The 17,866-nt window shown below is 59.3% G+C and carries 15 protein-coding genes and 4 tRNA genes; 9 read left to right on the top strand and 10 right to left on the bottom strand.

Going from position 1 to position 17,866, the window contains the following annotated elements; all coding sequences use genetic code 11:
* Positions 1–30: 30 nt before the first annotated feature.
* The 5 genes from QWI18_RS10430 to QWI18_RS10410 all read left to right on the top strand — a co-directional run bounded on the left by QWI18_RS10430 (position 31) and on the right by QWI18_RS10410 (position 2,186).
* Positions 31–1,263 (top strand): aspartate kinase, encoded by a 1,233-nt coding sequence (locus tag QWI18_RS10430; RefSeq protein ID WP_065986190.1) that lies wholly within the window; start codon positions 31–33, stop codon positions 1,261–1,263.
* Between the two features lie 181 nt (positions 1,264–1,444).
* On the top strand, positions 1,445–1,633 hold the full coding sequence (gene csrA, locus QWI18_RS10425; RefSeq protein ID WP_037013733.1) for a carbon storage regulator CsrA: 189 nt from the start codon (positions 1,445–1,447) through the stop codon (positions 1,631–1,633).
* 62 nt (positions 1,634–1,695) lie between these two features.
* Positions 1,696–1,786, top strand: a tRNA-Ser gene (locus tag QWI18_RS10420).
* A gap of 107 nt (positions 1,787–1,893) precedes the next feature.
* Positions 1,894–1,970 (top strand) — tRNA-Arg (locus QWI18_RS10415).
* A 139-nt stretch (positions 1,971–2,109) separates the two neighbouring features.
* Positions 2,110–2,186: transfer RNA gene (locus QWI18_RS10410), tRNA-Arg, on the top strand.
* Between the two features lie 41 nt (positions 2,187–2,227).
* Here QWI18_RS10410 and QWI18_RS10405 read toward each other — a convergent pair.
* Positions 2,228–2,713, bottom strand: a complete 486-nt coding sequence (locus QWI18_RS10405) for a cell envelope protein SmpA (RefSeq protein WP_369318788.1) — start codon at positions 2,711–2,713, stop codon at positions 2,228–2,230.
* Between the two features lie 320 nt (positions 2,714–3,033).
* On the opposite strand from QWI18_RS10405, the gene mgtE reads away from it, so the two are divergent.
* Entirely contained in the window at positions 3,034–4,476 is a 1,443-nt protein-coding gene (mgtE, locus tag QWI18_RS10400; RefSeq protein ID WP_065986188.1) for a magnesium transporter, read from the top strand.
* 146 nt (positions 4,477–4,622) lie between these two features.
* On the opposite strand, the gene QWI18_RS10395 is transcribed toward mgtE, so the two are convergent.
* The 3 genes from QWI18_RS10395 to QWI18_RS10385 form a co-directional block, all read right to left on the bottom strand.
* Entirely contained in the window at positions 4,623–4,949 is a 327-nt protein-coding gene (locus QWI18_RS10395; RefSeq protein ID WP_065986187.1) for an Arc family DNA-binding protein, read from the bottom strand.
* 453 nt (positions 4,950–5,402) lie between these two features.
* The gene (locus QWI18_RS10390; protein ID WP_192135415.1) at positions 5,403–5,588 is read right to left on the bottom strand and encodes a PA3371 family protein; all 186 of its coding nucleotides are present in this window, start codon (positions 5,586–5,588) and stop codon (positions 5,403–5,405) included.
* A 75-nt stretch (positions 5,589–5,663) separates the two neighbouring features.
* Entirely contained in the window at positions 5,664–5,912 is a 249-nt protein-coding gene (locus QWI18_RS10385) for a hypothetical protein (RefSeq protein WP_369318787.1), read from the bottom strand.
* Positions 5,913–6,197: 285 nt separating this feature from the next.
* On the opposite strand from QWI18_RS10385, the gene QWI18_RS10380 reads away from it, so the two are divergent.
* Positions 6,198–6,269 (top strand) — tRNA-Arg (locus QWI18_RS10380).
* A 75-nt stretch (positions 6,270–6,344) separates the two neighbouring features.
* Here the strand turns inward: QWI18_RS10380 and QWI18_RS10375 are convergent.
* From QWI18_RS10375 to QWI18_RS10360, 4 genes are all read right to left on the bottom strand, one after another.
* Positions 6,345–7,820: a diguanylate cyclase gene (locus QWI18_RS10375; RefSeq protein WP_369318810.1), complete on the bottom strand. Its 1,476-nt coding sequence runs from the start codon at positions 7,818–7,820 to the stop codon at positions 6,345–6,347.
* 125 nt (positions 7,821–7,945) lie between these two features.
* Positions 7,946–8,542: a chemotaxis protein CheB gene (locus QWI18_RS10370; RefSeq protein WP_296308207.1), complete on the bottom strand. Its 597-nt coding sequence runs from the start codon at positions 8,540–8,542 to the stop codon at positions 7,946–7,948.
* 204 nt (positions 8,543–8,746) lie between these two features.
* Positions 8,747–10,387: a malate dehydrogenase (quinone) gene (mqo, locus tag QWI18_RS10365; protein WP_065986182.1), complete on the bottom strand. Its 1,641-nt coding sequence runs from the start codon at positions 10,385–10,387 to the stop codon at positions 8,747–8,749.
* A gap of 378 nt (positions 10,388–10,765) precedes the next feature.
* On the bottom strand, positions 10,766–12,406 hold the full coding sequence (locus tag QWI18_RS10360) for a methyl-accepting chemotaxis protein (RefSeq protein ID WP_192135410.1): 1,641 nt from the start codon (positions 12,404–12,406) through the stop codon (positions 10,766–10,768).
* 309 nt (positions 12,407–12,715) lie between these two features.
* On the opposite strand from QWI18_RS10360, the gene QWI18_RS10355 reads away from it, so the two are divergent.
* The gene (locus QWI18_RS10355; protein WP_065986180.1) at positions 12,716–14,320 is read left to right on the top strand and encodes a response regulator; all 1,605 of its coding nucleotides are present in this window, start codon (positions 12,716–12,718) and stop codon (positions 14,318–14,320) included.
* Positions 14,317–15,009 (top strand): sensor histidine kinase KdpD, encoded by a 693-nt coding sequence (locus QWI18_RS10350; protein ID WP_065986179.1) that lies wholly within the window; start codon positions 14,317–14,319, stop codon positions 15,007–15,009. The genes QWI18_RS10355 and QWI18_RS10350 overlap by 4 nt, the downstream gene beginning before the upstream one ends.
* An 89-nt stretch (positions 15,010–15,098) precedes the next feature.
* Here QWI18_RS10350 and QWI18_RS10345 read toward each other — a convergent pair whose 3' ends face one another.
* Both QWI18_RS10345 and QWI18_RS10340 read right to left on the bottom strand, forming a co-directional pair.
* Positions 15,099–15,821 (bottom strand): FadR/GntR family transcriptional regulator, encoded by a 723-nt coding sequence (locus QWI18_RS10345; RefSeq protein ID WP_065986178.1) that lies wholly within the window; start codon positions 15,819–15,821, stop codon positions 15,099–15,101.
* A gap of 118 nt (positions 15,822–15,939) precedes the next feature.
* Entirely contained in the window at positions 15,940–17,682 is a 1,743-nt protein-coding gene (locus tag QWI18_RS10340; RefSeq protein WP_065986177.1) for an IlvD/Edd family dehydratase, read from the bottom strand.
* Positions 17,683–17,866 lie beyond the last annotated feature (184 nt).

The following is a 17,866-nucleotide window of genomic DNA, read 5'->3' as shown; positions in this document are numbered from 1 at the left end:
GCGCCCTTCATGGGCTGAGGCGGCTTTGAGATGGCTTTAATCGTACAAAAGTTTGGCGGCACCTCGGTGGGCTCGGTCGAGCGCATCGAACAGGTGGCCGACAAGGTCAAGAAATTCCGCGATGCGGGCGATGATCTGGTGGTCGTGCTGTCGGCCATGAGCGGCGAAACCAATCGCCTGATCGAACTCGCCCGGCAGATCAGCGATCAGCCGGTGCCACGCGAGCTGGACGTCATCGTTTCCACCGGCGAGCAGGTCACCATCGCTCTGCTGGCCATGGCGCTGATCAAGCGTGGCGTGCCGGCTGTTTCGTACACCGGTAATCAGGTCCGCATCCTGACCGACAGCGCCCATAACAAGGCGCGTATCCTCCAGATCGACGATCAGAAAATTCGCGCTGACCTGAAGGCCGGTCGTGTGGTGGTGGTCGCCGGTTTCCAGGGCGTCGACGAAGACGGCAACATCACGACCCTGGGTCGTGGCGGTTCCGACACCACCGGCGTGGCGCTCGCTGCAGCGTTGAAAGCCGATGAGTGCCAGATCTACACCGACGTCGATGGCGTTTATACGACGGATCCGCGTGTTGTCTCGCAGGCCCAGCGTCTGGACAAGATCACCTTCGAAGAAATGCTGGAGATGGCGAGCTTAGGCTCCAAGGTCCTGCAGATCCGCGCGGTCGAATTCGCCGGCAAGTACAACGTCCCGCTGCGCGTACTGCACAGCTTCAAGGAGGGTCCAGGCACCCTCATTACCATTGATGAAGAGGAATCCATGGAACAGCCGATCATTTCGGGCATCGCCTTCAACCGCGACGAAGCCAAGCTGACCATCCGTGGCGTGCCAGACACCCCGGGCGTTGCGTTCAAGATTCTCGGCCCGATCAGCGGCGCGAACATCGAAGTCGACATGATCGTGCAGAATGTGTCGCACGATAACACCACCGATTTCACCTTCACCGTACACCGCAATGATTACCAGGCGGCGCTGCAGGTTCTGCAGAACACGGCCAACGAAATCGGCGCCCGTGAAGTCATTGGCGACACCAAAATCGCCAAGGTTTCCATCGTCGGTGTCGGCATGCGTTCCCACGCCGGTGTGGCCAGTCGCATGTTTGAAGCGCTGGCCAAGGAGAGCATCAACATCCAGATGATCTCGACGTCCGAAATCAAGGTCTCGGTAGTGATCGAAGAGAAGTACCTGGAGCTGGCCGTGCGCGCGCTGCACACTGCCTTCGAACTCGACGCACCACGTCAGGGCGAGTAAGCCTTGGGCAGGGGGCGCGGTTTCGGTCGCGCCTTCCGATACTGAATGTGGGCAATAAACTGTTCTTTTTCCGGCGCTGGTCGATACTGAGACATAGACCTGCGGCCGCTTCCGGCTCGGGCCCCTGCCGTTTGTCTATGCAGACTGTTGTCCCTTGAATGCAAGCGGTAAGGAGATAGGTATGCTGATTCTGACTCGGCGGTGCGCGGAAAGTCTGATCATTGGTGATGGTGAAATCACCGTGACCGTGCTCGGCGTTAAAGGCAATCAAGTACGCCTTGGGGTCAACGCGCCCAAGGAAGTGGCTGTTCATCGCGAAGAGATTTACCTGCGTATAAAGAAAGAGAAGGACGAAGAACCAAGCCATTAATTTTTATTGAATTTTTGGTTTGCAAACGGGGAAAAGGCTGGTTATTATACGCCCCGTGTTGCGGAGAGCTGGCCGAGTGGCCGAAGGCGCTCCCCTGCTAAGGGAGTACACCTCAAAAGGGTGTCGGGGGTTCGAATCCCCCGTTCTCCGCCATTATTTGCGTAGTACGTTGTAATCTGGCTTGATCGGTAAGTTGTTGAATTTACTAGAAAAAGTGCTTGACCAAGAGATTTGACGGCCTATAATGCGCGGCAACAAATGCACTCGTAGCTCAGCTGGATAGAGTACTCGGCTACGAACCGAGCGGTCACAGGTTCGAATCCTGTCGAGTGCACCATTTAAGCGTTGTTTGTAGTGATACGAACAGCAGTCTTAAGTTAGAAAGAGCCTGGCTTCAACAGGTCTTCGGAAGAACCACTCACTTCCAGAAGTAAAATGCGATACCCAGAGGTGAACTGGTTTAAAAAGCGCCATATGCACTCGTAGCTCAGCTGGATAGAGTACTCGGCTACGAACCGAGCGGTCACAGGTTCGAATCCTGTCGAGTGCACCATAAAACGGAAAGCCCGCATGCAAATGCGGGCTTTTTGCTTTCTAGCGTTTGCCTTTTACGCAACCGTGTTCATCGAATGACACCTGTCGGCTGCGCCCCTTCTTCTCCTCATATACATACCGGACTTCAGCGTTACGGCTGACGATCTTGTCCGGTCGCCCCAGCAAACTTTCCACGTCACGTTTGCTCATCCCCGTTGGCGTCTGCTGATTGATGATCGCCTTTCGGCGCTGCTCCGCACTCAGGACATTGCCGCAACCGTCATCTCGCTGGCCCACAACCACCACTTCGTTGCTTTTGCGTTTTTGCAGGGTGTCCGCGATTGCAGGCGGAGGAGTGGGAGTGAAGGTCATGCCCGATGCTGGATTGATACCCTGTGGGGTCATGGCTTGACCGTTGGGGCAACTCAGTGTGGTGAATGTCACGCTGCCGCTTTGATCCTCGCAGCGATTAACGATGGTGGCGCCTGCGCCGAGTGGCAAAAACAGCACCAGGGTGATGAGGAGCTCTCCAGTGTTGCGCGGCATCGCAATGTCTTCCCTGACCCAAGTGCGGAAAGGGTAGCGGTGAAGGTTTCTCACGGCGAGCGAGTTTTGTTCACCGGATGTGACGAGGGGGTAGGAGTGAATTCGTCAGCGTTAACATTGCGTTGCAACCGATTGTTTCACGTTGAATTTTTAGCCTCCCGCCACGGCAAGCGGTGTATGATTGCGCCCGTCAGCCCCGCCGGGGCTTGTGGACTACCTCCATGGACTTACCCAGTAGCATCTCAACACTAAGTTTCACCAATCAAGAATCGACTGATTGATCTTCTGGCGGGTTCCACTGCTGGGAGTGGAGTTCGCCTATGACCCAAATCGAAGTAAAAAAGACGCAGGAAAGCCTTCAGGATCGTCTCGCCCAAGTCATCGACTTGCTGCAACGTCAGCGCATCGTCGAAGACCTGACACACCGTCAGGAAGGCCAGCACCAGGATCGTGTCGAGAACCTCGTTCACCGGCAGAACCTCGTCGAGCTGCAGCGTAAGCTCGACGACCTGCACTCTGCCGACGTTGCCTACATTCTCGAAGCACTTCCCCTCGAAGACCGTCTGACGGTCTGGCAGTTGGTGAAGGCCGAGCGTGACGGCGACATCCTTCTTGAAGTGTCGGACTCCGTTCGGGAGACCCTGATCGCCGACATGGACGATCACGAGCTGCTTGCGGCCGCCAAGGAAATGGACGCCGACGAGCTGGCCGACCTTGCACCAGAGCTGCCGCGTGATGTTGTCCATGAGCTGATGGAGGCGCTGGACAGCCAGCAGCGTGAGCGCGTGCGCTCGGCCTTGTCCTACGACGAGGAGCAGGTAGGCGCCCTCATGGACTTCGAGATGGTGACCATCCGGGAGGATGTCAGCCTGGAAGTCGTTCTGCGTTATCTGCGCCGCCTCAAAGAGCTGCCCGGTCACACTGACAAACTGTTCGTGGTCGACTCCGATGGCGTCCTCAAGGGCGTGCTGCCCATCAAGCGTTTGCTGGTCAACGACCCGGAGAAGCAGGTGTCGGAGGTCATGGCCAGTGATCCCGTGAGCTTCCATCCTGACGGCGATGCGTATGAAGCCGCCCAGGCGTTCGAACGTTATGACTTGATTTCTTCCCCGGTGGTCGACAAGAACGGCAAGCTGATCGGCCGTCTGACCATCGATGAAATGGTCGATCTCATCCGTGAGGAGAGCGAGACCGAAGTGCTCAACATGGCGGGTCTGCGCGAAGAAGAAGACATCTTCGCCTCGGTCTGGCGTTCACTGCGCAACCGCTGGTCCTGGCTGGCGGTCAACCTGATTACCGCCTTTCTTGCGTCGCGGGTAATCGGCCTGTTCGAAGGCTCCATCGAGAAGCTGGTGGCGCTGGCGGCGTTGATGCCGATCGTGGCGGGGATTGGCGGCAACTCGGGCAATCAGACCATCACGATGATTGTCCGGGCCATGGCCCTCGATCAGGTGAACACCGGCAACACCTCACGGCTGATGCGCAAGGAGCTGGCCGTCGCGCTCATCAACGGTCTTGTGTGGGGTGGCGTGATCGGGATCGTCGCTTACTTGCTGTACCACAGCTGGTCTCTCGGCGTGGTGATGACCGTCGCCATGACATTGAATCTGCTGTTGGCAGCATTGATGGGCGTGCTGATTCCCATGACCCTTTCTCGGCTGGGTCGCGATCCGGCGATGGGCGCCAGTGTGATGATCACGGCCATGACCGACAGCGGCGGGTTCTTTATCTTTCTGGGGTTGGCCACCGTGTTTTTGCTCTGACCCCCACGCTTCACCCAAAACCGCCTTCAGGGCGGTTTTTTAATGTGCGCGATGCCGCTTAATGGGTTGGAAGCTATGAATTCATCAAGTTTCAGGCACAAAAAAGCCAGCAGTGTGCTGGCTTTAAAGTCTCTGGTTTAAACGACTTATTCGTCGTCGTTTGCCAGGCTAGTGTCATGGGCAATCAACGAAACCAGTGCGTTCTGCTGGCGGTGAGCCAACTGACGGAAACGCTGCAGCAGCTCGCGTTCGTGGAGCGAAAGCTCCGGACTGTCCAGACGCAGACTCGGCTCATCACCCAGTGCGCCTTCCTGAATCAGACTCTGCTCAATACGCGCAATGATTTCCGAGTTCATGCTGCGGTGGTGCTGTTTGGCGACGTCCGCAATACGCTCGCGCATGCCTTCCGGTAGGCGAACTACGAACTTGTCAGCTGTGCGACTGGAATAATTGGCCTGTTTCATAGGGCTCATATATTTAACCGAATTAGTTCAAAGAGAGAGGCGGTTTCTACATTAGGCCGCAGATGTCATGCTCTGACTGTCTTTTGGCCGAAATGTTCAACCAGCCCGCATAAAGGATCGCCATCCTGCACCAACGTGTCGATTCCTTGGCGTCAAATGTGTGACAAATATTGAACTACATAAAGGCTTTTAGCCAGCACCAATTATCCGAAATGCGTCCTGGTTTGCAAAGTGAAACTCTGATCACCCTTGCAGTGCTGGGCAAACGCCGTGATGGCAATCTGTCTTCATCGTAGAGGGAGACTGGGGATAATACGAGGAGGCATTCAAGAAAGAGACGAAGGGTTCATTGCGCCCTTGTCGCTGTAGCGTAAGCCTAAGCCCACAGAGACAGGGTATCCGGCGTCGTATGTTTGGCGACTTGATGCGCCAGCAAGTGCTGGCGAAGGGTCGGGGCTTGGGTTAACGCAAAACCGGGTCAAACTTGATACGGCGACCCACAAACAGCGCTGCAACGAACAGGCTGGCGAAAATTGCTGCGGCTGCTTTCGCCAGGGTACTCATGGTTTCCATTGACGGAGCCAGCAGTTGGTCAGTGGCGAGGGCCATGACGGCCAGGATCAGAAACGAAATTGCTGCTTTGGACATGGCTGCTCTCTAATGGGGTGCTCTCTCACGGAAAGCGGGTCGAAGCCGTTGTGGTAGCTGATCAGCACCCGCTGTTCAGAACACCCAGCGCTCCGAGCGACTCACCGGCACGGCTTCTTCACTGTCATGGGCCAGAATGGCTTCCGTGCCCTGGCTTGGCATGACTGCGAACCGTGGCGTCTGTAGTATGAGGTGATGAGGCTGAGCCTGAACCGCGATGCTCTCTGATTTCACGGTCTCTGACGTGCTGCCATCGTTCTGGAAGTGGAAGGCGACCAATGCGACAAGCGCGGCAGCATTGAGCAGGGACAGTGTCATGTTCATCTCGGGTACCTTCGCTTGGACGGCGTTCAGAGGGGTGATTCGCGAAGAGTATGTTGCAGTCTGCATGCCAACCCTTAGTCCAAAGAAATGCTATAAAAATCAACAGGATAATTAGGATTTTCAGGATTGTAGGGTTGCGTTTTGCAATAAGGCCCATGGCCATCGTTGCATTCTGCACGATAGCCCTATGATGTGAGCGAGAGGCAGCGTCTTACAGCACCCATTGATAATGACGACATGACAAGCCAGCGCCTTGTCGTTAAGATGCACGCCGTCCGATTTGGTGTCCTCTTAGTTCAACGGATAGAACGAGCCCCTCCTAAGGGCTAGATGCAGGTTCGATTCCTGCAGGGGACATATCTGACTCGCTTTACTCCCGCCCGAACACCTGTCTCACATCTCGCCCACCCGCCAGTCAACCCGAGCTGTCATTCATGCCTGCGCGCTCGCCTGTGGGTACTGATCCGCGTACCACCGATTGCGGCCATTATTTTTCGCGTAGTAAAGATAGGCATCCGCCGCTTTGATCATGCCGGCAGGCGTCGTGTCTTCCCGCGCAGGGAACCTGACCGTCACGCCTGCGCTTGCGGTGACGATCTTTTCAGGATGATCGGCGTGCTCCAGCGCGAGCGCCCGGATGGCCTGCAGGATGTCCTCCACGAGGCGGCCCGCGCCCTGGAGGTCGGTATCCGGAAGCAGCACGGTGAATTCCTCGCCACCGTAGCGAACGGCGAGGTCCGCAGGCCGCTTCAACACGCCGCTGATGGCTTGGGCGACCTGCTGGAGACAGTCGTCACCCGACGCATGGCCGTAGCGGTCGTTGAAGCGCTTGAAGTAGTCGATATCAAGCATGATCAAGGCGAGGGGGTAGCGCTGTCGTTTTGCCCGGCCGATCTCGGTTTCGAGGGTCATGTCGAGGCGACGCCGGTTGCCCAGTCTGGTCAGGCTGTCGGTCAGGGCCATGTCTCTGACGGCCTGATGGGCGAGGCGAATCTCGCTCTCCATGGCCATCCGTCCGCGCAGCTGGGTGAGCACGATGAAGGCAAATCCGATAAAGCCGGCGACCAGGACCAGCAGCACAAGTCCGGACTTGAGCAGATCACGACGCCACGGCCCGACGAAGGATTCTCTCGACAGCCCGGCAGCGACCACCAGCGGATAACTCGACAGCGCACGAAATCCGTACAACCGGTACGTGCCGTCCACCACGGCTTTGATCTCGACGATCCCTTCGTTGACGGTCGGCAGGTAGCGTTTGAAGATCTCGCTGTGAGCCAGGCTTTGCCCCACGACGGAATGAATGAACGGGCGTCTGACCAGAATGGTCCCGTCTCGCATCGCCAGCACCAGCGCACCGCGATCATCAATCTTGAAGTCGCCGTAATAATCCATGAAGTAGCTGAGTTTGATGGTCCCCAGCAGCACACCTGCGAACGAGCCATCAGCGTTATTCAGCCTTCGGGAGACCGGAATGATCAGCTCGCCGGTGGAGCGGCTTTTGACCACGTTGCTGATGCGCACACGGCGATCGGTGTGGGTGCGGTGATAGTTGAAATAGTCACGGTCGGCGTTGTTTGCGGTGTCCGGGGTGACGTCCTTGTCGGTGACGATCCATCGCCCGTCGGCGCCATAGATGAAAAGCCCGTGGAGCTGAGGCATGAGCTTCGATTGCTCCGCCATCAGTGTGTGGATGCGCGGAACGTTGATAGCGGCCAAGCCATCGCCCTCCACCCGCTCGCCCAGGGCGTAGGTAAGGATGTCGACTTGCCGGATGGCGTCCTCGGCGTGCTGCGCGGTGGCACGGGCCAGGTTGGTGACCGAGTCTCGGGCGAAGTCGTAGGCGTGGGTGTAATCGCGCCAGGCGCGCCACCCCTCGACCGAAAGGAACGTCATCAGCACCATGATCATGAACGCGAGGGTCAGGCGAAACACGGCTGTATTGCGCCCCGGCCCCAAGTCCAATAGATCGAAGGCGCCTGACGGCGGCGGATGCTGTTCGCCTCCTGGCATGCTCTCTGGCCTCCTGTGATATGTCAGCTGTTGACGGTGCGGACCGCTTTGGTCAGCGCGTCCGCCATTTCTTCCGCACTCAGCTGAGGGCTCAAAATAGTTTTTCGCATCGTCTCAATCGGCATGCTGGGCACCGGCGCTTCCTCGGGACGCTGTACGAAACTCAACCCGCCAGCGTTCCTGACCTCTACCGCGCCATCCGAACCGTCGGAGTCGCCGCCTGACAGCACCAGGCTGATCACCCGCTCGCGGAACACTTCGGCAGCCGTGGTGAACAGGCGATCGGCGGCAGGACGTGCGAGGTGTACCTTGGGGCCGTCGTCGAGATGAATGATCCCGGGCGAGACGATCTCCAGATGCCGGTCCGCAGGAGCCAGATACACACGGCCCGGCAGTACCGGTTCGCCTTCTTTTCCGTAGTCCACAGGCAGCGTCGAGTACCGAGCGAGCACAGACGCCAGGTAGTCCGGACCTAATGGGTGGGTGTGAATCACGATGAGCACGGCAGCGGGAAAATCCGCCGGCAGCTTGGCGAGGAGGTGACGGAGGGCCTCGGGGGCGCCTCGTGAACCTGCGATGACGACAACATCCCTCAGCACTTGCGTGTTTGTAGCGTCCATACCGTTGCCCCTCACTGGTTCTATAGGGTGGACACAACGCAAGCGCTTGCCGTTCATTTTCACGTCATCAGCGGCCGACGAATTCCTCGGGCAATTCGCGCGTCACTCGACGGGATCAATGGGCAATAAAAAAGCCACGAGACGCGGAGTCTCGTGGCTTTCGTGATCAGCGGCATCGGAATCGATGCAACCGGTCAGGCGTTGTTACAGCGCCATGTCGCTGGCGGGCTTGCTTTCAGCAGGCTTGCCCGGCGCGGCAGTGCTGGTGCCGACGCTCTGATCGAGCACAGGCGGCTTGCCCAGTTGCAGCACTTCGGCGGTGTAGTTCCACTCTTGTTGAACAGCGGCTGGCGAGTCATTCAGCTTGGTGCCATAGCTCGGCACGATCTGATGGATCTTCGCTTGCCACTCAGGCGTCGCGACCTGGGTTTTGAAGAGCTTCTCCAGGACATTCATCATGATCGGTGCAGCAGTCGATGCGCCTGGCGATGCGCCCAGCAGGGCAGCGATGGTACCGTCCTGGGAAGAAACCACTTCGGTGCCCAGTTTCAGCACGCCGCCCTTGTCCGCGTCACGCTTGATGATCTGCACGCGCTGACCGGCTTGCCACAGGCGCCAGTCTTCTTTCTTGGCGTGCGGGAAGTATTCCTGCAGCGCTTTGAAGCGGTCGTCGTCAGACAGCATCAGCTGACCGGCGAGGTACTCGACCAGCGGGTACTGCTCCACGCCCACCTTGGTCATCGGCCAGATGTTGTGGGTGGTCATGCTGCTGAACAGGTCGAAGTACGAACCTTCTTTCAGGAACTTGGTAGAGAAGGTGGCGAACGGGCCAAACAGGATGACACGCTTGCCGTCCAGCACGCGGGTGTCCAGGTGCGGAACCGACATGGGCGGCGCGCCGGTGGAGGCGATGCCGTAAGCCTTGGCCATGTGCTGCATGGCCACGGTCGGGTTCTCGGTCACCAGGAACGAACCGCCAACCGGGAAGCCTGCATACTCCTGAGCTTCGGGAATGCCGGATTTCTGCAGCAGCTTCAATGCCCCGCCGCCTGCACCGATGAACAGGAACTTGGCGTCGGTACCGGTGGTGGTGCCGTCTTTCAGGTTCTTGTATTCAACGTGCCACGAGCCGTCGTCGTTGCGGGTGATGTCGTTGACTTCGCTGGACAGCTTCAAATCGAAGTTGGGACGGGTCTGCAGGTACGACACGTACTGACGGGTGACTTCACCCCAGTTCACGTCGGTGCCGATTGGCGTCCAGGTGGTCGCCAGCTTCTGCGAAGGATCACGGCCTTCCATCATCAGCGGGACCCACTTGGCGATCTGCGCCGGGTCTTCGGAGTACTGCATCGGGCGGAACAGCGGGCTGGCTTGCAGCGCGTCATAACGCTTTTTCAGGAATTTGATGTTGTCATCGCCCCACACAAAGCTCATGTGCGGTGTGGTGTTGATGAACGAAGGCGGGTTCTTCAGGACGTTCTGGCGGACCTGCCAGGACAGAAACTGACGGGTGACCTGGAAGGCTTCGTTGATCTCGATGGCTTTGGAGATATTGACCTTGCCGTCTTTGTCTTCAGGCGTGTAGTTCAGCTCGGCGAGACCGGAGTGACCGGTGCCGGCGTTGTTCCAGCCGTTGGAGCTTTCTTCGGCGACGGCGTCGAGGCGCTCGACCATTTCCATCGACCAGCTTGGTTCGAGTTCATTGAGCCAGACGCCCAGGGTCGAACTCATGATGCCGCCGCCGATCAGCAGGACATCGACTTTCTTGCTCTCTGCGGCGTGGGCTTGCAGGAAGGTGGCCGAAATCGCGAGGCCCAGTAGAGCGGTGCTCGTTTTCTTGAACATCGAATCATCCAATAGATAGAAAGTTATCCGCCTGCCGCATTCGTCGCGCAACGTCCTGCAGTGCCGGGCGCCATCGTGCGGCGCGAACGTCAGACAGGCTTCGCTCTCGGAAAACGAGGAGGAAGGGTCAAGAGGCCAGTCAACAGGTCGACCTCGTGTTCTATGTCCCTCGGCGCTGTGCTTTTTATTCGGTCATTGGAATCAGCAGCTTGAGTAAACATCATCCACCGCAGGACCTGGTCATCAGGTCCATCCCCTGCGGCGGGCGGGGATTGTACCCGAAATGTCATTTTCGACAAATCGAGTGTCAAATTAGTCAATACGCCATTTTGTCTCAGGGGGACGATTGGCTGGCCTGGCGCCGAAACGCCAAGCCGGTTACAGCGTGAATTTGCCCACCATGCCGTGGAACGACACGGCCAGTCGCGACAACGCCTGACTCGACGCGCTGGTCTGATTGGCGCCTGCCGCGGTCTGCGTCGACAGGTCCTGAATGTTCACCAGATTGCGGTCTACCTCGCGAGCCACTTGCGCCTGTTCCTCGGCCGCGCTGGCGATCACCAGATTACGTTCGTTCATCTGGCTGACGCCTTCGCTGATGCGCTCCAGTGCCCGGCCGGCTTCGGTGGCCAGTGACTGGGTATGCACGGCGATTGCCTGGCTCTTGCCCATGGCCTGCACGGCTTCGTCGGCGCCATTGCGCACCTTGGTGATCATTGATTCGATTTCGCCGGTGGAGGTCTGGGTGCGGTGGGCGAGGGCACGTACTTCGTCCGCCACCACCGCAAAGCCTCGACCCTGCTCGCCGGCGCGGGCGGCTTCAATGGCCGCGTTGAGCGCCAGCAGGTTGGTCTGCTCGGCAATCCCGCGGATCACGTCGAGCACTTTGGTGATGTCGCGGATCTGCCCGGCCAGCGCTCCGACTCGCTCGGTCGATTCGGTGATTTCCACGGTCATGGTGTTCATCGCGGTGACAGCCTGCTGCACTTGTTGCTGACCCTTGATGGCGTCTTCGGAAGTCTGCGCAGACACCTGCGACGCGCTGGCGGCGTTACGCGCCACTTCTTCCACCGCGGCGGTCATCTCGTTGACGGCCGTGGCGGCCTGCTGGATTTCATCGTTCTGACGCATCAGCCCGCGGGTGCTGTCGTCGGTCACCATGGTCAGCTCTTCAGCCGCAGAAGCCAGCTGATCCGAGGCGGTGGCGATCTGCTGAACCGTGCCTTTGAGGCTGCCCTGCATGGTGGACAGCGCCTTGAGCAACTGCCCGGTTTCGTCCTGGCCGCCGACGTGGATGGGCTGACTCAGATCGCCGGCCGCCACTCGAGTGGCGCTTGCCACCGATTGATAGATCGGCCGGGTGATCATGCGCGTGACGATCAGCCCCAGCGCAATGGCGCACACCACCGCGATCAGCGAACCGATGATCAGAATCCACGTCACCTGGGTGTCGGTTTCAACCCCGGCCTGTGCCTGCTCGTTGGCCTGGCGCAGATTGGATTCGATCATGATTTTCAATTCGCCCATGGTCTTGCGATAGCTGGGCGTCACGCTGGTCGCGGCCAGTTTGCTGGCTTGCTCCAGGTCTCCGCTCTGCGCCACAGACAGCGCATTGAGGGCGGCGCTGATGTAAGCGGCCCAGTCGCGTTCGAAGTCATCGCCTGCGGCTTTTTCATCCGGATCGAGCGGCGTGGCGCGGTAGGTCTTGAAGTCCGTCTCGGCCTGGGCCTGGTTTTCTTTCAGTGACTGGATCGCGGCGTTGATGTCGTCAGGGTTGGCTTTGAGCGCGCTCAGTCCGATGGCCTTGAAAAAGTCGCGGTTGGTGGCGATGACGTTGGCCTTGACCGAATCGACCTTGGCGATCGACACCAGGTTGTCGCTCACCGTATTTTCAAACAGCTCGTACAGGCGCGAGATACCGCTCTGTCCCAGCACACCCACCACTACAGTGATCAGCGCACACAGGCAGAACGCCGAAAGGAGCTTGGTCTTCAATTTCAGATCGGTCAGCCAGGACATAGGGCGCACTCGGAGAGGGTGGGGTTGTGGCTGTTGGCTACGCGTTGCATGACTGGATATCGGCGGGACGCCCGAGGACTTTACCCATTCTCCTACGCTTCCTTGGGCGTTGATCCTCCGTCGCAACGGAGCGTGCGCGTCACTTTTCCAGCGCTGGGTGCCTAAGCTTTGCTCCGCTGCCGCCGATAACTCGGACAAGTGGCGTCATGCCGCAACTCTATTGGCCGTCTCTACCCCGACGTCGGGAACGAGACCGCCGCTCTTGCAAGTGCCTCAGGGCCGAATTTTTATCCGGTGACAGGAATCTCGATGCTGGCGTGGAACCAAAAAAACTTTCTGATCGTCGACGATTTTTCCGACTTCCGCAGTTCGGTCCGATCGATGCTGCGCGAGTTGGGGGTCAAGGTGGTGGACACCGCCGACACCGGCGAGGAGGCGTTGAAGATGTGCGCGCAGAAGCGCTACGACTTCGTTCTCCACGACTTCAATCTGGGCGACGGCAAGAAGAACGGCCAACAGGTGCTCGAAGACCTGATGACCGATCGGCTGATCAGTCATGAAAGTGTGTTCGTCATGGTCACCGCCGAAAACAGCCAGGCGATGGTGATGAGTGCGCTGGAGTGGGAGCCGGATGCCTACCTGACCAAGCCGTTCAACCGCGCGAGCCTGGCTCAGCGTCTGGAGAAGATCGTCCAGCGCAAGACGTTGCTCAAGCCGATTTTGCAGGCGCTGGACCGTGGCAATCCGACCGAGGTGCTGAACGCCTGCGTCGCACTGACCCAACAGGAACCCCGCTTCGCGCCGCTTTGCCTGCGCTATAAAGCCGACGCCTTGCGTGACCTCAATCAGCACGAGCCGCTGGAAGCCTTTCTCAAGTCGATCCTCGCTGATCGTCCGCAACCCTGGGCCTATGCGGCGTTGGGCAAACTGTTGTTCAAGCGTGGGCGCCATGCTGAAGCGCAGACCGTTTACGAAGAAGCCATTCGCGCCTTCAATGCCATGCCGGTGCTGTATGACGGGCTGGCGGATGTGCTGGTGGCCACCGGCGATAGCAAGCGTGCGCAAAAGATGCTGGAAGAAGCGGTGCGCTTATCGCCTTATGCCGTGCGCCGTCAGCGTCTGCTGGGCAAGCTGGCGCTGGAAAACGAGGACTTCGACGGCGCTTCAAAGGCGTATCGTCAAGCCGTTTCCCAGGGCCAGTTTTCCCGCTTCAAAGACCCGGAAACCAACCTGGGTTTTGCTCAGGCCCTGATCAGCCGTGGCGGCGAACGCGGCCTGGATGCGCGCACCCGCGTGGAGATCAACCAGACCCTGACCGAAGTGGCCAAGGAAAACGGCAACGACGCCGGCCTGCAAGTGCGCGCGCGTCTGATGAAAGCCACCAGCGTCGCGTCCTCCGACCCTGAAATGGCCGCCAAGCTGACCGAGCAGGCGATGGAGCGGCTCGAGGGCATGGAGCAGTTTCTGAGCGCCGATGCGGCACTGGCAGTGGCTTCGCAGCTCAAGGCCCTCGGCCAGGAAGACGCTGGCGCGGGCATTCTGAAAAGCTGTGCCGAAATTTACGGTGACGACCCGCAGGTCATGCAGAACATCGCCAGGCAGACCGACGATCCTGAAATTCTGGGCGCGGGCAAGGCGGCCATCGATTTCAACATTCAGGGCATTCGCTGTTACCGCGCCGGCAAGCTCGGCGAGGCGCAGGACCTGTTCCGCCAGGGCCTGGCACTGCAACCGAAGAACATCAGTATCGCGCTGAACATGGCGCAGTCGCTGCTGCACATGGGCGTTCATAACCTCGACGCGGCGAGCCTGGCGGAATGTCAGAACAGTCTGAAGATGGTGGGCAAGATGCCGGAAAGCGACGCTCGCTTCGAACGTTTCCAGAAACTGCGGCTCAGGGCTTTCGGCGAATGAAAGATCAGGATCTCGGGCTCGACTTCTCGATGGTGATTGCTTCCACCGTCCATGACATGAAGAACTCGCTGGGGTCGTTGATCCAGGCCCACGGCCAGTGGGTCAAGCAGCTTCCCGAGGCCTGTCGGGGTACGCCGGATCAGGGCGTCATCGACTACGAGTTCGCTCATCTCAACGGCATGCTCGTGCAGTTGCTGGGGCTGTACAAGCTGGGCGTGAACCAGTTGCCGTTGCGCCCGGATTATCACGAGCTGGATGACTTCATCGAAGCGCAGCTGGCTTTCCATCAGGAGGTGCTCGTCAGCCGCGGCATCACGGCCCGCTATGCGGTGGACGATTTCGGTCTGCCGGGGTTCTTTGATCGGGAGCTGGTGGGGTCGGTGGTGTCCAACGTGGTCATCAACGCCATTCGTTTTGCGCGCAGTGAAGTGCTGATCACGGCAGGCCAGGTCGGCGAGCAGCTGGTGATCAGCATCAACGACGACGGCCCGGGGTTTCCTGCGCGCATGATCGAGGAGCACACCGACTACGTGCTGGGCATTAACCAGAACAGCGGCAGCACAGGGCTGGGTTTGTATTTCGCGGCGAACATCGCCAAGCAGCACCAGCGAAAAGGCGTCCCCGGCCACATCGAAATTACCAACGGCGGCGAGCTGGGCGGCGGGTTGTTCAGCATTTATCTGCCCTGAGATTGCGTGCGCTTTGCTGCGGTCGAGAGCAGATCAAAGGCTTCCCGGCTAAAGCCGGTCCTACGAAGTGCACGCGTCGTTTTGTGGCGTTAAAGCTTCACGCCTTGCCCCAACACCACATTCAGCGCGTTGCGTGCATCGTCCAGTTGCACCAGCGTGGCGTGATGGGCACCCAGCGCATCGCGGTTTTCGATGGCGGTGAGGATCGCACGATGACGGGGCAGGGCCAGTTCGTGCAGGTTCGGGCGCTTGTTGGAATGCTTCAACGCCTCGCGCAGTGCCAGCGACAGCATGTTGCACAAGTGCGCGAGCAGGTCGTTGTGGGTGGCGTCGGCAATGCGGCTGTGGAAATCGAGGTCCGGTTGCAGCACGTCCTCGACGGTGGGCGCGGCGGCCATGCGGTCGTAGGCTTCGCCGATGGACGCAAGGTCTTCGGGGGTCGCGTGTTGCGCAGCGAGCGCGGCGGCAGCCGGTTCGATGATGCTGCGCACGCTGGTGAGCAGGGCGAAAAATTCATTCTGCGGCGAGCTTTGCATCAGCCAGTGCAGCACGTCCGGATCAAGAATGTGCCACTCCCGGCGCGGCTTGACCACCGTGCCCACCCTCGGCCGGGAATACACCAGCCCTTTGGCGACCAACACCCGCGTGGCTTCGCGCAGCACCGGACGACTGACGGCATATTCTTCACAAAGCAAGGCTTCGGCGGGGAGTTTGTCATCAGGCTTGAAGCGGCCCGAGACAATCTGCATGCCGATGTCCTGGACAATGCGCGAGTGCATGCTTTTACGGTCGGAGGGCTTACGGTAATCCATGGGGCGCGGGGCAATCCTGAGCGGTGAATGCGGCGCATCATAGCATTGGCGACAGAGCGCAAGGGTGGACTCTGCCTCCACCTGTAGGGGCGTGGCGCATTCAATCAATGGCTCCTAATCAATGGGAATGCCGTGGCACTTCCGAGCCGCGCATACCCACCAGGAAGTCAAAATCGCAACCCTGATCCGCCTGCATCACATGGTCGATGTACAGCTGACGGTATCCGCCGATCAACAACTGTGGCGGCGCTTGCCAATCGGCCAGGCGCGCGGTCAGTTCCGCTTCCGGAATGTCCAGGTGCAAACGGCCGGTCGCGCAATCCAGTTCGATGAAATCACCTTCCTGCACCACCGCCAGCGGACCTCCGGCTGCGGCCTCGGGCGCCACGTGCAAAACCACCGTCCCATAGGCCGTGCCGCTCATGCGTGCATCGGAAATCCGCACCATGTCGGTCACGCCCTGGGCCAGCAGCTTGGCCGGCAGGCCCATATTGCCGACTTCGGCCATGCCTGGATAACCCTTCGGCCCGCAGTTCTTCATCACGAGGATGCTGCTGGCGTCGACGTCCAGATCCGGATCGTTGATGCGTGCCTTGTACATGTCGAAGTTTTCGAACACCACCGCCCGACCCCGGTGCTTCATCAGCGCAGGCGTGGCGGCGGATGGCTTGAGCACCGCGCCCAGTGGCGCAAGGTTGCCGCGCAGCACGCAGATGCCGCCGTCGGCGACCAGCGGATTGTCGATGGCGCGGATGACTTCATCGTCGCCATAGATTGGCGAGTTCTGCACGTTTTCCCACAGCGTCTTGCCGTTGGCAGTCAAGGCGTCGGGATGGGGGATAAGATTATTCTCGCCCAGACGACGCAATACGGCCGGCAAGCCACCGGCGTAGTAGAACTCTTCCATCAGGAAGCGCCCGGAAGGCTGCAGGTCCACCAGCGTTGGCGTGCCGCGACCGATACGGGTCCAGTCGTCCAGCTCCAGGTCCACGCCGATGCGACCGGCAATGGCCTTGAGGTGGATCACCGCGTTGGTCGAGCCGCCGATGGCCGCGTTGACGCGGATGGCGTTTTCAAAAGCTTCGCGGGTCAGGATTTTTGACAGGCGCAGGTCTTCGTTGACCATCTGAACAGCCCGCATGCCGGACATGTGCGCCAGTACGTAACGGCGCGAATCCACCGCAGGAATCGCAGCGTTGTGCGGCAGTGAGGTGCCCAGCGCTTCGGCCATGCAGGCCATTGTCGAAGCAGTGCCCATGGTGTTGCAGGTGCCGGCCGAGCGCGACATGCCCGATTCGGCGGAAAGGAATTCGTCGAGGCTGATTTGCCCGGCTTTGTAGGATTCGTGCATCTGCCAGACGATGGTGCCGGCGCCGATGTCCTTGCCTTTGTGTTTGCCGTTGAGCATCGGCCCGCCGGTGACGACGATGGCCGGGATGTCACAGCTGGCAGCGCCCATCAACAGGGCAGGGGTGGTCTTGTCGCATCCGGTCAGCAGCACAACGCCGTCGATGGGATTGCCGCGGATCGCTTCTTCGACGTCCATGCTCGCCAGGTTGCGGGTCAGCATGGCGGTCGGGCGCAGGTTCGATTCGCCGTTGGAGAAGACCGGGAATTCAACCGGGAAACCACCGGCTTCGATCACGCCGCGTTTGACGTGTTCGGCGATGGTGCGGAAGTGGGCGTTGCAGGGCGTGAGTTCGGACCAGGTGTTGCAGATGCCGATGATCGGCTTGCCCTGGAACTGGTGGTCGGCGATGCCTTGGTTCTTCATCCAGCTGCGGTACATGAAGCCGTTCTTGTCGGCGGTACCGAACCACTGGGCGGAGCGCAGCACGGGTTTCTTATTGGAATCAGACATAAATCAGCACTCTTATTGTAAGGCTTTATTTGTAAGACTAAAGGCTGCAGGTGCTGACTAAAATAGGCCGAAAATGTCACGAGTGGAAGAGTTGTAACCTTAAATAGTAATACTATATAGTCGATCTCAACCGAGGGACGACCCTGCCGGCTTCACCCGCAGCAATGCGCACACGAAGGCAGAG

Source organism: Pseudomonas sp. W2Oct36, assembly GCF_041060465.1.
In the GTDB taxonomy this organism is placed as follows: domain Bacteria; phylum Pseudomonadota; class Gammaproteobacteria; order Pseudomonadales; family Pseudomonadaceae; genus Aquipseudomonas; species Aquipseudomonas graminis_B.
The sequence above is the reverse complement of the archived record's forward strand: the minus strand, read 5'-3'. Positions and strand labels throughout refer to the sequence as shown.

Bases quoted from the DNA above. Each gene is read 5' to 3' on its own strand.
- QWI18_RS10340 (WP_065986177.1), bottom strand. From the start codon at position 17,682: ATGTCTGATTCCAATAAGAAACCCGTGCTGCGCTCCGCCCAGTGGTTC.
- QWI18_RS10350 (WP_065986179.1), top strand. From the start codon at position 14,317: ATGAAAGATCAGGATCTCGGGCTCGACTTCTCGATGGTGATTGCTTCC.
- QWI18_RS10370 (WP_296308207.1), bottom strand. From the start codon at position 8,542: ATGGACGCTACAAACACGCAAGTGCTGAGGGATGTTGTCGTCATCGCA.
- QWI18_RS10360 (WP_192135410.1), bottom strand. From the start codon at position 12,406: ATGTCCTGGCTGACCGATCTGAAATTGAAGACCAAGCTCCTTTCGGCG.
- QWI18_RS10345 (WP_065986178.1), bottom strand. From the start codon at position 15,821: ATGGATTACCGTAAGCCCTCCGACCGTAAAAGCATGCACTCGCGCATT.
- QWI18_RS10385 (WP_369318787.1), bottom strand. From the start codon at position 5,912: ATGAACATGACACTGTCCCTGCTCAATGCTGCCGCGCTTGTCGCATTG.
- QWI18_RS10395 (WP_065986187.1), bottom strand. From the start codon at position 4,949: ATGAGCCCTATGAAACAGGCCAATTATTCCAGTCGCACAGCTGACAAG.
- mqo (WP_065986182.1), bottom strand. From the start codon at position 10,387: ATGTTCAAGAAAACGAGCACCGCTCTACTGGGCCTCGCGATTTCGGCC.
- QWI18_RS10390 (WP_192135415.1), bottom strand. From the start codon at position 5,588: ATGTCCAAAGCAGCAATTTCGTTTCTGATCCTGGCCGTCATGGCCCTC.
- QWI18_RS10355 (WP_065986180.1), top strand. From the start codon at position 12,716: ATGCTGGCGTGGAACCAAAAAAACTTTCTGATCGTCGACGATTTTTCC.
- mgtE (WP_065986188.1), top strand. From the start codon at position 3,034: ATGACCCAAATCGAAGTAAAAAAGACGCAGGAAAGCCTTCAGGATCGT.
- QWI18_RS10375 (WP_369318810.1), bottom strand. From the start codon at position 7,820: ATGATCATGGTGCTGATGACGTTCCTTTCGGTCGAGGGGTGGCGCGCC.
- QWI18_RS10405 (WP_369318788.1), bottom strand. From the start codon at position 2,713: ATGCCGCGCAACACTGGAGAGCTCCTCATCACCCTGGTGCTGTTTTTG.
- QWI18_RS10430 (WP_065986190.1), top strand. From the start codon at position 31: ATGGCTTTAATCGTACAAAAGTTTGGCGGCACCTCGGTGGGCTCGGTC.
- csrA (WP_037013733.1), top strand. From the start codon at position 1,445: ATGCTGATTCTGACTCGGCGGTGCGCGGAAAGTCTGATCATTGGTGAT.